Annotated in this window: 14 protein-coding genes; 11 read left to right on the top strand and 3 right to left on the bottom strand. The window is 52.8% G+C overall.

What is annotated here, in order from left to right:
* Nucleotides 1-175: 175 nt before the first annotated feature.
* The 3 genes from proX (X474_RS14290) to X474_RS14300 all read left to right on the top strand — a co-directional run bounded on the left by proX (X474_RS14290) (nt 176) and on the right by X474_RS14300 (nt 3964).
* Nucleotides 176-1210, top strand: a complete 1035-nt coding sequence (gene proX / locus X474_RS14290) for a glycine betaine/L-proline ABC transporter substrate-binding protein ProX (protein WP_044349855.1) — start codon at nt 176-178, stop codon at nt 1208-1210.
* A 505-nt stretch (nt 1211-1715) separates the two neighbouring features.
* Entirely contained in the window at nt 1716-2768 is a 1053-nt protein-coding gene (gene proX / locus X474_RS14295) for a glycine betaine/L-proline ABC transporter substrate-binding protein ProX (RefSeq protein WP_044349857.1), read from the top strand.
* Between the two features lie 413 nt (nt 2769-3181).
* Nucleotides 3182-3964, top strand: a complete 783-nt coding sequence (locus tag X474_RS14300) for a sugar phosphate isomerase/epimerase family protein (RefSeq protein WP_044349859.1) — start codon at nt 3182-3184, stop codon at nt 3962-3964.
* A 142-nt stretch (nt 3965-4106) separates the two neighbouring features.
* Here X474_RS14300 and X474_RS27280 read toward each other — a convergent pair whose 3' ends face one another.
* The 3 genes from X474_RS27280 to X474_RS26190 all read right to left on the bottom strand — a co-directional run bounded on the left by X474_RS27280 (nt 4107) and on the right by X474_RS26190 (nt 4868).
* The gene (locus tag X474_RS27280; RefSeq protein WP_353743133.1) at nt 4107-4382 is read right to left on the bottom strand and encodes an integrase core domain-containing protein; all 276 of its coding nucleotides are present in this window, start codon (nt 4380-4382) and stop codon (nt 4107-4109) included.
* Complete coding sequence (locus tag X474_RS26185) at nt 4328-4630, bottom strand: hypothetical protein (protein WP_156360770.1); 303 nt, start codon at nt 4628-4630, stop codon at nt 4328-4330. Before X474_RS26185 ends, X474_RS27280 begins: the two co-directional genes overlap by 55 nt.
* A 70-nt stretch (nt 4631-4700) precedes the next feature.
* Complete coding sequence (locus tag X474_RS26190; RefSeq protein WP_156360771.1) at nt 4701-4868, bottom strand: hypothetical protein; 168 nt, start codon at nt 4866-4868, stop codon at nt 4701-4703.
* Here X474_RS26190 and X474_RS27115 point away from each other — a divergent pair.
* From X474_RS27115 to X474_RS14345, 8 genes are all read left to right on the top strand, one after another.
* On the top strand, nt 4863-5255 hold the full coding sequence (locus X474_RS27115; RefSeq protein WP_052515229.1) for a DUF432 domain-containing protein: 393 nt from the start codon (nt 4863-4865) through the stop codon (nt 5253-5255). The genes X474_RS26190 and X474_RS27115 overlap by 6 nt on opposite strands.
* Before the next feature lie 8 nt (nt 5256-5263).
* Nucleotides 5264-5812 (top strand): mechanosensitive ion channel family protein, encoded by a 549-nt coding sequence (locus tag X474_RS27120; protein ID WP_052515230.1) that lies wholly within the window; start codon nt 5264-5266, stop codon nt 5810-5812.
* A gap of 543 nt (nt 5813-6355) precedes the next feature.
* The gene (locus tag X474_RS14320; RefSeq protein WP_156360772.1) at nt 6356-7783 is read left to right on the top strand and encodes a sigma-54 interaction domain-containing protein; all 1428 of its coding nucleotides are present in this window, start codon (nt 6356-6358) and stop codon (nt 7781-7783) included.
* Nucleotides 7784-8289: 506 nt separating this feature from the next.
* Nucleotides 8290-10122: an adenine deaminase gene (locus X474_RS14325; protein WP_044349862.1), complete on the top strand. Its 1833-nt coding sequence runs from the start codon at nt 8290-8292 to the stop codon at nt 10120-10122.
* Nucleotides 10123-10253: 131 nt separating this feature from the next.
* On the top strand, nt 10254-11735 hold the full coding sequence (locus tag X474_RS14330) for a purine-cytosine permease family protein (RefSeq protein ID WP_044349863.1): 1482 nt from the start codon (nt 10254-10256) through the stop codon (nt 11733-11735).
* Between the two features lie 100 nt (nt 11736-11835).
* Entirely contained in the window at nt 11836-12558 is a 723-nt protein-coding gene (locus X474_RS14335; RefSeq protein WP_044349865.1) for a cyclase family protein, read from the top strand.
* Between the two features lie 67 nt (nt 12559-12625).
* Entirely contained in the window at nt 12626-13528 is a 903-nt protein-coding gene (gene ftcD, locus X474_RS14340) for a glutamate formimidoyltransferase (RefSeq protein WP_044349867.1), read from the top strand.
* Nucleotides 13529-13542: 14 nt separating this feature from the next.
* Nucleotides 13543-14166 (top strand): cyclodeaminase/cyclohydrolase family protein, encoded by a 624-nt coding sequence (locus X474_RS14345; RefSeq protein WP_044349869.1) that lies wholly within the window; start codon nt 13543-13545, stop codon nt 14164-14166.
* The last annotated feature ends 36 nt before the right edge of the window (nt 14167-14202 follow it).

Consider the following 14202-nt stretch of genomic DNA (forward strand, 5'->3'; position numbering starts at 1 on the left):
ACGGCTCGGCCAACACAAACCCGACTGCCTTGGTGCAGTTTGCCTCCTAATTAACTGGTTGAAAACTATCTCACTAACAAAGGACCGTCCCGGATCAACAAGAGGGCCCTTAACGCAATAAGTACAACCAATTCTTTGTAACATACCTATTTAGCTTAGCAACGGAGGAAACTACATGCGACTTTTTAAGTTAACCTTACTTTTTACCTTAATAGCCTCCTTGGCAGTAGTTGCACCGGCACTTGCCGATTATAACAAACCCGGCGAGGGAGTGGTCGTAAAACCCGCACGTGCAACCTGGAACACGGGATTTTTCCAGGAAGCCCTGGTCCGTCAGGGACTCAAGGAACTGGGCTACGATGTCAAGGCCCCCAAGGATTTGCAGAACCCCATTTTCTACAAATCCGTAACCTTAGGTGACGTGGATTACTGGACCAATGGCTGGTTTCCCAACCATGACAGCCAACTCCCTAAAAACTTCAATGAAAAAGCAGGCAAGTACGGCTACGTAGTAAAAGCCGGTGGTATGCAGGGCTACCTGGTCTCTAAAAAAGATGTGGAGAAATTCGGCATCAAGTCCCTGGATGACTTCAAGCGCCCCGAAGTTATAAAGGCCTTTGACCGCACAGGCAACGGCAAAGCCGATTTAACCGCCTGCCCTCCGGGATGGGGTTGCGAAAACGTCATCTCCCACCACATGAAAGTTTACAACCTTAAAAAATACATCAACCCTATCAAGGCCTCTTATGAAGCGGGCATGGCCTCTGCTCTGGGTGACTTCAAAAGCGGCAAGCCGGTCTTTTTCTATACCTGGGCCCCCAACTGGACCATCTTTAAATTGAAACCCGGCAAGGATGTCATGTGGATCAACGTCCCCAAAATCATCCCCAAGGCCTCCCAGAAGGCAGCCGAAGAGCGTATGACCGTCAGCGGAGTTAAAGGCGCGGTCAGCGATCCGCTTAAGGCTGGTTTTGTGGTCAGCGATATCCGTATCGTGGCCAACAAAAAATTCGTGGATAAAAACCCGGCTGCACAAAAATTCTTTGAAGTCTTCACCTTGCCCTTGAATGACATCAACGCCCAGAACACCTTGATGTATGAGGGTCAAAAATCCCAAAAGGATATTGAGCGTCATGTGGCGGACTGGATCTCCAAAAACAAGAAAACCTGGGATTCCTGGCTGGACGCAGCACGCAAAGCTGCCAAGTAAAGCTAAAATTTAATTTCTCAAGAGGGCATCCCCAAAAGGGGATGCCCTCTTGAGATTGCTGACAAATCAGGCACTCTAGCATTGAATGCCCGGTTTAACATTTATTAATGGTATATTTTTCCGACAAATGACTTATCGATTTATCACTTTACTTTTCACCAAGTCTCAGGGAGACTAACCAACTAAAAATTCAAGCCAAATAACTACACTTTACATTATTCAAGTTTTAAATAATCTTAAGAGGTCCATATTATTTTACCCAATCCCTTGACTTGGGGACAGACTTATCCTAATACTAAACAGTGCAAAAAATCCGCTTTAGCGGCCCCAAGGCCGATCTTCTAAATATTCCATCTTGATCCCCCTGACCTTTTGCTGGTCAGTAAAGCCCCAAAGGGCCGACGCAGCGGAGTCGCGTTTTAAAAAGGGGCCTTTCCCGAACGATTATCGCGGCAATCTTTTGACATAACCAAAACCCAATTATTTATTGAGTAGAGGAGACCTAATGCGAAAAATCAAACTGGCTATCACTCTTTTACTGACCTTTTCCCTTCTCTCCACAGCCCCTGTATTTGCCGACTATCAAAAGCCCGGTGAAGGCGTTGAAGTGAGCCCCGCCCGCGCAACCTGGAACACCGGTTTTTTTCAAGAGGCCCTTGTCCGCAAAGGACTGCAAGAGCTGGGTTATAAAGTTGAAAAACCCAAAAATCTCAGCAACCCAATTTTTTATAAATCCCTGGTCATGGGAGACGTGGACTACTGGACCAATGGCTGGTTCCCGCTTCACAATGCACAACTTCCCAAAAATTTTGACCAAAAAGGCGAAATGATCGGGTATGTGGTTAAGGCCGGAGGGCTTCAGGGCTACCTGGTGTCCAAAAGGGAAGTAGACAAGTTCAACATCAAGTCTCTGGAAGACTTTAAGCGTCCCGAAGTAAAAAAGGCCTTTGACATTAATGGCGACGGCAAGGCCGATCTTACTGCCTGCCCTCCGGGCTGGGGCTGTGAAACCGTGATCAGACACCATAGCAAGGTCTACGACTTAAAGGACCACATCAAGCCCATTAAGGCCGCCTATGAAGCAGGCATGGCCTCTGCCCTGGGCAACTATAAAAGCGGCAAGCCGATTTTTTTCTACACCTGGGCTCCTAACTGGACCATGTACAAGCTGAAACCAGGTAAAGATGTCATGTGGATCAATGTGCCTAAAATCATTCCCAAGGAGAGTCAAAAGGAAAACGTCTCCCGCATGACCGTCGCCGGGGTCAAGGGCGCGGTCTCAGATCCCTTGAAAACCGGTTTTGTGGTCAGCGATATCCGCATAGTGGCCAACAAAAATTTCCTCAAGAAAAATCCCGCGGCCAAAAAGTTCTTTGAAATCTTTAAGCTCCCCTTGTCTGAAATAAACGCCCAAAACACCAGAATGCATCACGGCGAAAAATCCGCCAAGGATATCGAGCGTCATGCCAACGAATGGATAGCGGCGCATAAAGACCTGTGGAATTCCTGGCTGGAAGCTGCTCGCAAGGCCGCTGACCAAGCCGAAAAAACCAAATAAGAAGGACAAAAGTTAGCTGATTAAAGGGTGCGGGCCATGAAATACCCCTAAAATCAGAGATTTTGGGGACCCCGAATGACGGCCTGCCGAATTGCGAGGCTTTCTTAAGACGAGTAATTCTAGCCACTTGGCAAAACCGCGGTTTTGCCAAGTGGCCTCTGACAAAGTCCAGGAGGACTTTGTCAGCAAGCTAGTGTGCGGCCCGCATGGCCGCACACTTTTGCAATAAATTTAAAAGGAGCCGCAGGATCTTGCGGCTCAGCTCGCCCCAACCAGCCGGGCCTCTCTTTACCTTACGATCACATCCATGGTTTTCCTTGGCTTGAACATCTGAAACGTAATAAAATCCATTCTATTTACAGTCTATCTACTAAGCGGCGTCATTTTTCCAAATCCAGTTTACGGAGGCCTGCATGATCACCCTGGGCTGCTCCACCTGGTTTTTGAGGCATATGCCTATCTCCGAGGCCTTGCGCATCATCAAGCAAAACGGATTTTCCCTGGCCGAGGTTTGGAGCGACCAGATCCAGCTTCACGGCGGGTCGGCCAGGGAGATAGGCGCCCTGGCCCGGCAACTCGGCCTGGAGCTTACCTGGCATGCAGCCTCCCATGATCTTAACCTCACCTCGCGCAACTCCTATTTGCGGGAGGCGGCATTTGAACAGACCAAAGCCTGCCTGGACCTGGCCAAGGAAGCCGGGGCCAGCCTCCTGGTCCTTCATCCCGGGCGCAAATCCTTTACCGCAGACGAGGATGACTATTACTGGGCTTTAATGCGCCATATTTTCTCGGACTTAAGCAAGGAGGCCCAAAAAAGGGGAATTCCATTGGCCCTGGAGCTGATGGAAACAAAGCCCTGCGAGCTTGTCTGCTCTTTAGAAGCCTTTGCCAAGGTGGCGGCCTGGAATCTTTCCAACCTTTTCTTCACCGTGGACCTGGCCCACTTGAATACCTGGGGTGATCCCTGCCGAATCTGGCAATCGTTTGATCAGAAAAAATTGCTGCACATACACTTAAGCGACAACAGCCTTGAGACCATGCACCTGCCTTTAGGCCGGGGCAACATGAATCTGGACCGTCTTTTAAGGCTGATCAAAAAGGATTTTAAAAAAAGCATCGTCTTGGAAGGGCCCAGCCAGGGGGGCCTGCCCCGTGACTTGGCGGCCGAATTTGATTTTATGAAAAAACGCCTTTAGGCGATCTTCAAGCCAGGTAAAAACCTTTCCCGGTTTAGCAACCTGAAGGGATTGAATTGAAAGGCTCGCCAAAGTCAGTCGGACTCCCCCCGGCATCAGACAGGTTCAGTCAGTATAATTGACAATAAATCCCTAGGTGTTGTTAACAAGGACATTGTTCACAATTATGCAATCTTGAGATTGGTGGTTTGCGATTTAAAGCGGAGTGTGGCCGCTGTTGGTTGTAGAAGTCAGTCCATGGTTTGAGGTGCTCTGTTCTTTCCTCGGAGTTTTCATGAGCCTGGCTGTAAGCCCATTCCTTGACGCTTGTTTGGATGAAGCGCTCTGCCTTGCGGTTGGTGCGGGGCGTATATGGCCGCGTGGTCACATGCTTGGCCTTGATGTGGTCCACAGCTGTCTTGAACAAGTAAGGGAACACCAGTCAATATCCGCCATTAATCTACTGATGGCCACACCATGCCTTTGGAACCAAGCTGCGGCACGGATCAGAAAACAGATGGCACTGGTTGCTTTTTCGTCCGGCAGCACCTCGGTGCAGGCTGTGCGACTGTTATCATCGACGCAGACATGCGGGTATTCCCAGCCTGACTTGCGTCTTTTGCCGGAACGGTCACCGGTGATGCAATGTCCCACACCGTCGATCTTTCCCAACCTCTTTGATATCAAGATGGACCATGTCGCCTGGAGCTTTGTGCTCGCACAACAGGAATCGGTTCATCCAGACCAGACAACTTATTCAAGCCCAAAGCCTCAGTTCAAGACCAACCGTGGAAAGAGGCAGGGAAAGAAAATAGGCAATGGCTGTCCCGGTCATCCTCAAGCGCCTCATAGCCGCGATGGTGGCAACCTGCTCAACAGGCATCCGCTTGGGGCTGTCTATAGGCTTTGAGCTACGGGTATGCAAAGCTGCCAGCTCCCCTTGCATATTGAAAACCAACACTCAATGCAAGTCACCATCACCAGATTGCCGATTCCACCCAACAGGCTGGGATTATTTGCAAAAGAATCCGTTTTGATAACTAATCCCGTAAAGGTGAAAATCGAGACAGACAAAGAGGGGGATCTTTATTTTTCCAACGATACCACGCTTAATGATTTCAGCCGCATAGCAGATCCCAAAACAGCAGCTAAAGGCGGAGCAATAGGCAAACTCTCCACCCTGGGGATTAAACTCAGCGGTCTTTTGGCCACAGCCGGACTTTTGACCGTAGCCCTTGGCTTTGCGCCCCAGACTTCAATTTCCAACATTATTTCAGGTTTTTTCCTGTTAATGAAAAAACCTTTGAAGTAGGCGACGTGGTGGAGATTGAAGGCGAGGTGGGCATAGTCCTCTCGCTGGATCTGCTCTCAACCAAGCTGCGCACCTTTGCCAACCTCTTTGTTCGCATACCCAACGAAAACATCCTGAAAAATTCCGTCAAGACTTCCAGCAAATACAAGGTAAGACGCATCACCGTTGATTTTTCAATTGCATACAAGGAGAAAATAGCCGAGGCAAAAGAAGTGGTGCGCAAGTTCCCGAAAGCCAGCCCACTCGTCCTGGAAGAACCCAAACCTATGACAATAACAACCTCTCTTGCAGACTCAGGAGTCCTGTTGGAGGGCATAGTCTGGATTGACCGCACCCAATTACTGAAAGCCAAAGACGTTGTAACCGCTGGGATAAAAAAGGCGCTGGATGATGCGGGCATTGAAATACCCCACCCGCATTTGACACTTTATCTCGGAGACCCGAAACTATTGTCTAAAAAAGGGAGCGCCGTTGCCCCGTTCGGCGCGCGCATCCCCAAGACACGAATTCTGCCCTTAAAGGATTCCCATCGACCCAAAAGAAAAAATCACCAATGAGTCAGTTTTATTATTATGCCAAGCAGTGAAAACAAGGGGATTTGGCTGTTTTCATGAGAGTCTGCGGCAATAGCAAAGGGATCAACCGTAAATAATCACCTCTTCGCACCCGCCCCATACAGGGACAGGTCCCTTCCCCTAAGCAAACAAAAGCAGCCCCGGGGCTTTATCAAACAGGTGTCACTGCAAGCCGTTGGAGCCCAACCACCAGTCCTCCACGTTTTTATTAATGTGTAAAAAAATGCCTGAGTCCTTGGCAGAGGCGCAATTCATATTTATTCAGCTCTGAATTACATTTTCTCCCGGACCGCTAAAGCACCAGAGGTGTTGGTGAATTACATATTCAGAATCCATTTTGGTTTTTTAAAAATGACTTGCAACTTTGCTCAAAATTATTTCATGCGATAAGTATAGTTAATCAGGGAAATATAACTTTAGTATAATACTCGCCTTTTCCAGGCCTTCCCTACTCTGGCGGGGTGCTTGCCAGGCAAATCACCCTTGCTTTCTGAGCTGAAAAAACCTTTAGCCCGGAGTTTTCCCTTGTCCCCCCAAAGATATCAACGGCCAAAAACCAAAATGCTCAACCCGGACCCCTACCCGGACCGGGAGACCCTGCTGAGAATCCTGGATCACATGTATGACGAGCTGTACGTGATCAATAGCCAGGGCACCTGCATCTATGTAAACAAGGCCTGTGAAAGGCATTACGGGATAAGCCCTTTGGAGATCATCGGCCAGAAGGTATGGGAATCCACCCAAAAGGGATATTGGTTTCCGCCCATCGGCCCCATTGTGCTGCGTAATAAGAAAACCGCCACCTATGAGCAAAGGACCAACACCGGCAAGTTGATGCTGGTCACCGCCACACCTGTATTGAATGAAAAAGGCAAGGTGGAGATGGTGGTGGAAAACTTAAGGGAGATCTCACGGCTAGATCAAGTCAAAAATGACTTAGCCCACACCAGAAAACTGCTGGCCCGCTATAAAAAAGAGGTTAAGCAGTTGAGATCCAAGCATTTTTCCGGCCAAGGACAGATAGTGGCCAAGAGCAAGGCCATGGAAAACACCCTGGAGCTGGCCAACCGAGTTGCCCAGGTGGATTCCACAGTCCTGATAACCGGCAAGACCGGCACAGGCAAAGGGCTATTGGCAAGGCATCTGCACGAATCCAGCCCTCGCCAAAAAAGTCCTTTCATTACAGTAAACTGCGCCGCCATACCTGAACAACTCTTTGAATCGGAGCTTTTCGGATATCAAAGCGGGGCCTTTACCGGCGCCAGCACCAAAGGCAAGGCCGGGCTCTTCAGCCTGGCGGGCAAGGGCACCCTGTTTTTGGACGAGATCGCCGAGATCCCTTCCCAGCTCCAGGCCAAGCTGCTGCACGTTTTACAGGAAAAAAGATTTATATCTATAGGATCAAATAGTTACGAACAAATCGATTGCCGTATTCTGGTAGGTACCAACCAGAATCTGCGTGCTTTGGTTGATCAGGGGCTGTTCAGGGAAGACCTTTTCTACCGCTTAAACACCATAGAGATTGAGATCCCCACCCTTGCACAGAGGCCGGAAGATATCATCCCGTTATTGCAACACTTTTTGAATAAGTACAATCTCAAATTCGCCAAGGATCACTTCTTTACCGCCGAAGCCCTGGATATCTTGAGCCACCACACCTGGCCCGGCAATGTAAGGGAGCTTGAGCACCTGGTTGAAAGGGTGGTGGTTACCTCACCCCAGCAGGCCATTGGCCCGGAATCCCTCCCGGCCGTAGTCTTTCCCACCGAAAACCTTAATCCGGACTGGGCTCCCAACCAGGCCCAAAACCTGGACCAGGCCTTGGAGAAGGTGGAAAAGTTATTAGTGCAAAAGGCCCAACAGGCCCATGGCAGTTCCTATAAAGTGGCCAAGGCATTGGGAATCAGCCAGTCAAGGGCCTACCGGCTCATGCAAAAACACTCCTCCGACTGAGAGCCTTTTTTGTGAAAGCCTCCCAAGGCAGGGCATCCAACCCAACACCCCGTATGGGGAGCTCGAGGAAGGCGATCCGCCAAAATCGTACAAACTTAAAACATATGTAATTTTGCCTAGTTCTCAAACCTCACCTTGTAAAATTCAAAAGGGAGAACCTTTCAGATGAGTTATTCCGGCCCACTTTCAGCCCCTTTTAAGTCGTCTACGACTTACTTTAATTCAAAATCACATTATTCATAGAGCTTGTTCTTTTTGTCACTATTCCCTTCCCCCTCCTCAACCATGCGGTTTTACGTGTCATTACCTCTAACCCACCAAACATTACGTTTTTGGTACGGAACTTGATATCTGAATCAGCCTGTGAGCGTTGCTGGAGCTGTCTGAATTTAAGCCTTGCTCTTGTTCCCAAGATGTTTTGCCGCACAGCCCCTTCTCCAATTCACGCTCTCAATCAGAAATAATTGCCAGGCTAAATACCTGGCAGCAACTAAGGAGGCCCCCTCATGGATAACGTCAAAAACGCCGGTATCGCCCCTTTGAAATTAGTGTCGGAGAGGCAAAAAGCAATAGACGTGTTGATGGACCCCAACCAGTTCGCCGACGTGGTCTTAAAAGGCGGTAATGTGGTGAATGTAATCACCCGGGAAGTCTACCAGGCGGATATTGCCATCAGCGGTGAATATATCCTCATGGTGGGAGACTGTTCCAACCTGATTGGAGAAAAAACCGTTGTCCATGACCTTGAGGGCAAGCACCTCACCCCGGGATTCATTGACTCCCACATGCATTTCGAGAGCGCGATGCTCACTATCACCGAGTTCTCGCGCCTTTCCATTCCCACCGGCACCACCTGCCTTGTCTCGGACCCCCATGAAATCGGAAACGTCCTCGGCCCCAAGGGCATAAGGACCATGTGTGACGAGGCGGCGCTGATGCCCCAGCATGTGCATTCCAGGGTTCCGGCCATGGCTCCGGACTCTCCCGGCCTGGAAACCGCGGGCTATGACATCACCTCCAAGGACCTGCCCGAGATGCTTAACTACCCCTCGGTCTCGGGCATTGGCGAGACCCAGGGCATCAGCGCGGCCAAACACGTGTACAAACACAATCCCTGGGTCTTCAGGGACAGCGTGGTCTCCACGGTCTATGCCGATTCCATCGGTAAAAAGGTGGACGGCAACGCGCCCGAGCTCTTTGGCAAGGATCTGGCCGCCCATATCATCGCAGGCGGCACAGAGATAAGCTGCCACGAGACCACCACCAAGGCCGAAGCCGTGGAAAAACTGCGAAACGGCGTGTACATGCTGATGCGCGAGGGCTCCACCCAGCGCAACATGCCCGAATGCATCCGCGCCGTCACCGAAGAAGGCCTGGACTCCCGCCGGGCCATCCTGGCCACAGACGACATGCTGGCCGAGGATATCGCCAAGACCGGCCATATGAACGACATCATCCGCCGCACCATTGGCCAGGGCGTGGACCCGGTGGAGGCGATCCAGATGGCCACCATCAACGCGGCCACCTGGCAGGGCTTCAAGGATATCGGCGTGCTGGCCCCGGGCAAGCTGGCCGATATCGCGGTTATAGAAGGCGAACTCAAGGACATGAACGTTTGCCAGGTATTTTTGCGCGGCCAAAAGGTGGCCGAAGACGGCAAACTTCTGATCGACCTTCCCCCTTATGTCTACCCCGACCATGTAAAGCACTCGGTAAAACGCGAGCCCATCAGCGCTTCCGACCTCATGGTGGCCTGCAAAAAGGACGGCAGCGCCAAGGTGCGGGTGGTGGGACTTATCCTGGACCAGAACCTCACCGACGCGGTGGAAGCCGAGATGCAGGTGGAAGACGGCTATGTGGTCCCCTCCCTGGATGAAGACCTCCTGCCCATCTGTGTAGTCGGCAGGCACGGCCAGAGCGACATTGGCTCCACCTTTGTGAAGGGCTTCAAGATGAAGCACGGAGCCATTGCCGAGACCGTAAGCCATGACACCCACAACATCATGGTCATGGGCACCAACTACGAGGATATGGCCGTGGCCGTGAACCGCCTGATCGAGCTGCAGGGCGGCCTGGTCCTGGTCAGGGACGAGCTGGTGATCGGTGAATTGCCCTTGCGCATCGGCGGCCTCATGACCGACGAACTCAGCGCGGACGAGCTCACCAACCAGATGATCCACCTTACCAAGCTGGCCGAGGACCAGCTTGAATGCCAGGCCCACGCGCCTTTCATGCACCTGGCGTTCTTATCGCTCACCACCAGCCCCAAATGGAAGATCACCGACAAGGGCGTGGTGGACGCGGTTAACTACTGCGTGTTGCCTACAATCATCGATTAAGGCCAAGTCTTAAAAATAGAACGGTTTATACCCCGCCGGGCGCAAAGTCTCCAAGGCTCTGAGCCCGGTGGGTGCAGGGCTAAGTGCACCCTAAAAAGCCCTTTTACCTTTGCAAAGGAGCTCGAACCGACATGGATGCTACAGTCGACGTTAAAGACATCAGCCAGATCGACCAGGTAGGCAAGATCGAAGAGAACGACCTGGAACCGATTGCCTTGAAACACCGCCACGGCAGCCCCAAGGACCTGTTCGGCATGTGGATCGGGGCCAACACCAACTACGTGGTCATGCTGAACGGCGTTCTGATGATCACCCTGGGCCTCAGCTTCAGCCAGGCAATCTGGGCCATTTTGATTGGCAACCTCCTGGGTTGCACCATGCTGGGCCTTTCCTCCATCTTCGGCCCCAGAACCGGCACCGCCGGCATTGCCACCAGCAGGGCCCCTTTCGGCCACCTGGGCGCGCTTATCCCCACCTTTATCAGCACCATCAGCGTTTTGGGCTGGTTCTCCATCAACTCGGTGGTCGCCACCAGGGGCTTGGAAGAGCTCTTCCACCTGGTGGGCCTGCCCCAGGACATGTGGGTCATGTGGGTCTGCCTGGGCCTGGTGCTCTTTGGCGAGATCCTGCTGGCCATCTATGGCCACGCCACCATCATCAAGGCCGAACAGTGGATCGCCGTGGTCCTGGGCATTATGTTCATCGGCCTTTTCCTGTTCGTGCTGCCGAATGTAAACTGGTCCCACGCCACCACCGTGGTGGAGGCCGACGGGGTGACCGGCTGGGGAACCTGGCTCCTGGCCATGGGCATCATCTTCAGCTACCCCATTTCCTGGACCAACTTTGCCAGTGACTACTCCCGCTACTTCCATCCGGACGTAAGCTGGAAAAAAGTTGCTTTTTACGCGGGCGCGGGTCAGTGCACCGCCTTGATCGTAACCGAGTTCATCGGCATCTGCCTGGGCGTGGCCCTGGTCTCCCATGTGGGTGAAATGCCCGACGATCCGGTAAACATCCTGCCCAAGCTTCTGCCGACCTGGTTCTTCGCCATATTCATGATCGCCCTGGTTTTGGGCTGCGTGGCCACCAACGTTCCCAACGGCTACACCGCGGGCCTCTCGCTTCTGGCCCTCAGGCTTCCCTTGAAAAGGGTCCAGGGTGTTCTGGTTATCGGAGCCGCCACCCTGCTCTTCCGCATCGCCACCCTGCTTTACGGTGACTTCTTCACCCTTTACGAGGAATGGCTGATCTACATCATTATCTGGACCTGCCCCTGGGTATCCATCTTGTTGGTAGACTACCACCTAAGGGACGCCAACTATGACGCCAGGGAGCTGACAGTATGGGGCAAAGGCGAATACTGGTACGGAACCGGCATCTTCTGGCCCGCCATGGTGAGCTTTATCGCCGGTATGGCCGTAAGCCTTCTGTTCACCAACTCCTCGCTCTACGCCAGCCCCTTCATGCTCGAGTACTTTGGCGGGGCAGACTTGAGCTACTTTGCCGGCATCGGTGTGAGCGCGGGCATGTACTACCTGTGGGCCAGGAACAACCCCATGTACAAGAGGGCCAAGGAACTGGGCAAGAGCGTGTTCCCCGAGGCGAGCGAATAGAACTTAAACCGCTTTCCCGGAAGGGGGCCTTGAAAAAGCCCTTCTTCCTACTGATACCAAACCAAGGCAAAGGCCAGCCTTTGCCTTAAGGAGAATGAAGATGGCCAATTGGAATCAAAAATTTGAGCTCATCGACCTTTCCCAGGAAATATACGAGGGCATGCCGGTCTTTGGAATGCACCAGAAGACCTTTTTCATGGTGAACCAGACCCACGAAAAAAACATGCAGGACACCGGTTCCAAGACCCTGGGCTTTTCCGCCAGGAACATGCTGATCAGTGAGCACGGCCCCACCCACTCGGACGCTGTGTGGGAGTATGAGCCCAGCGGCCCGACCATTGAAAACATGGACATGAAGCTCTTTTACGGCGACGCCATCTGCCTGGATCTCTCCCACAAGCGCTACCCGGACTACATCGAGGTGGAAGACTTTGAAGAGGCCCTTAAAAAAACCGGACTCACCATTGAAAAGGGCGACATTGTGCTGATGTACACCGGCCACTTTGAGCGCACCTATCCGGACAAGGACTATGGCGGACCCAACAGCAAGCACACCGGCGTGAGCTACAAGGCCGCCGAGTGGCTGGCCGAGCAGGGCGTGGTGAATATCGGCGTGGACGCCCCGGCCATTGACCAGACCCCGGACGACCTGGATTTCTCGGGCCACTGGGTCTGTGGCAAATACGGCATCACCAACACCGAAAACCTGTGCAACCTGGACAAGCTGGTGGGCAAGCGCTTTGTGTACATGGGGCTTCCCTTGCGCATTCGCGCGGGCAGCGGCTCCCCCATCCGGGCCGTTGCCTTTGTGGAAAAAGACTGATTCATAATTAAATGATAAGCGCCCCTTTTCCCGGCCAAGGGGAAAAGGGGCCTTTAAAGGAACCAAGATGTCTCAATTCATTCACGCAGTGCCGAACTTCAGTGAAGGCCGCGACCAGAAGATCATAGAAGCAATCGTCAGCCAAGTGCGGGAAACTGAAGGTTGCAAGCTCATAGACTTTTACCCGGACGCAGAGTTCAACCGCACTGTGATTGAAGCCATCGGCAGGCCCGAACCCTTGAAAGAGGCCATGCTCAAGATGGCGGGCAAGTCCTATGAGCTGATCGATATGGAAAAGCAACAGGGCGCCCATCCCCGCATCGGGGCCCAGGACACCATTCCCCTGTTCCCCCTGAAAGGGGTCACCCTGGAAGAATGCGTGGCCCTGGCCGAAGAAATCGGCCGGGAGATTTACAAGCGCTATGAAGTGCCTGTATTCTTTTCCGGTGAAAACGCCAGGAATGAAGACCGCAAAAACCTGGCCTTTATCAGAAAAGGCCAGTACGAGGGGCTGAAAAAAGTCGCCCATCTGCCTGAAAGGGCTCCGGACATCGGCCCGGCCGCACTGCACCCCACGGCGGGCGCAACCATTGTGAGCGCGGCCACCTGTGGGCTCACTGCGGTTAATGTTATCTTGGACACCACCGACGTTTCCATTGCCAAGGCCATAGCCATGATGGTGCGCGGACCCAGCGGCGGTTTCAGCACCATTCGCTCGGTTGGCTTTTACATGGAGGACAAGGACAAGGTCGCAGTCTCCATGAACATGTTCGACACCCAAAACACGCCTTTGCACCGGGTTTTCCGCCTGATCGAAGACGAGGCCAGGGCCAAGGGGGTGGGGGTCTTGGGGACTCAGATCGTGGGCACCCTGCATAACGACGCCCTGATAAGCTGCGCGGGCCATGCCCTCCGACTGGTGGATTTTGACCCCAAACAGATCATTGAAAACCACATGATTGGCCTATAGGGAGGTTTAACCACATGCTGACCCAACTCAAGGTCGAAGATTTCTTGGATGTTCTGGCTTCGGACGCGCCCGCGCCGGGCGGCGGCAGCATAGCCGCCTTAAACGGAGCCATGGCGGCCGGGCTGGTGAGCATGGTCTGCCGCCTGAGCCGGGGCCGCAAAGGGTTGGAGCAGTATGCAGGCGTCCTGGCCGAAACCCTGGAAAAGGCCCAGGCCTGCCAGGCGCTATTGACCAGCCTGGTGGATGAGGACACCGAGGCCTTTAACCAGGTTATGGCGGCCTTTAAAATGCCCAAGGCAAGTGATGATGAAAAGGCCGCCCGCTCACAAGCCATTCAAAAGGCCTTTGCCCAGGCTGTGAACACACCCCTTAAAACCGCCGAGACCTGCGCCCGGGTGCTGGAGCTGGCCCGGGGCATTCTGGGCAAATTCAACCCCAACACAGCCAGCGATTTGGGCGTCAGCGCCCAATGCGCCGAAGCGGGGCTGAACGGCGCTTTGATGAACGTGGCCATCAACCTGCCCTCGCTCAAGGACAAAGACTTTGTCCAAACCATTGAGCAAAAACAGACCCAAATCAAAGCCCAGGCCGCCGCAGCCAAGGCCCAGGTGGATGAAGAAGTGAAAAAGGCACTCTAAACAACAGCCCTTGAAAGTGGGCGGTGTGCGCCGCCT

The organism is Dethiosulfatarculus sandiegensis (assembly GCF_000931935.2).
GTDB lineage: Bacteria > Desulfobacterota > Desulfarculia > Desulfarculales > Desulfarculaceae > Dethiosulfatarculus > Dethiosulfatarculus sandiegensis.

What these genes read in the sequence shown, in the direction of transcription:
- X474_RS14345 (WP_044349869.1), top strand. Translation starts at nt 13,543, where the DNA reads ATGCTGACCCAACTCAAGGTCGAAGATTTCTTGGATGTTCTGGCTTCG.
- X474_RS27115 (WP_052515229.1), top strand. Translation starts at nt 4,863, where the DNA reads ATGCAAAGCTGCCAGCTCCCCTTGCATATTGAAAACCAACACTCAATG.
- X474_RS14335 (WP_044349865.1), top strand. Translation starts at nt 11,836, where the DNA reads ATGGCCAATTGGAATCAAAAATTTGAGCTCATCGACCTTTCCCAGGAA.
- proX (WP_044349855.1), top strand. Translation starts at nt 176, where the DNA reads ATGCGACTTTTTAAGTTAACCTTACTTTTTACCTTAATAGCCTCCTTG.
- ftcD (WP_044349867.1), top strand. Translation starts at nt 12,626, where the DNA reads ATGTCTCAATTCATTCACGCAGTGCCGAACTTCAGTGAAGGCCGCGAC.
- X474_RS14330 (WP_044349863.1), top strand. Translation starts at nt 10,254, where the DNA reads ATGGATGCTACAGTCGACGTTAAAGACATCAGCCAGATCGACCAGGTA.
- X474_RS14300 (WP_044349859.1), top strand. Translation starts at nt 3,182, where the DNA reads ATGATCACCCTGGGCTGCTCCACCTGGTTTTTGAGGCATATGCCTATC.
- proX (WP_044349857.1), top strand. Translation starts at nt 1,716, where the DNA reads ATGCGAAAAATCAAACTGGCTATCACTCTTTTACTGACCTTTTCCCTT.
- X474_RS14325 (WP_044349862.1), top strand. Translation starts at nt 8,290, where the DNA reads ATGGATAACGTCAAAAACGCCGGTATCGCCCCTTTGAAATTAGTGTCG.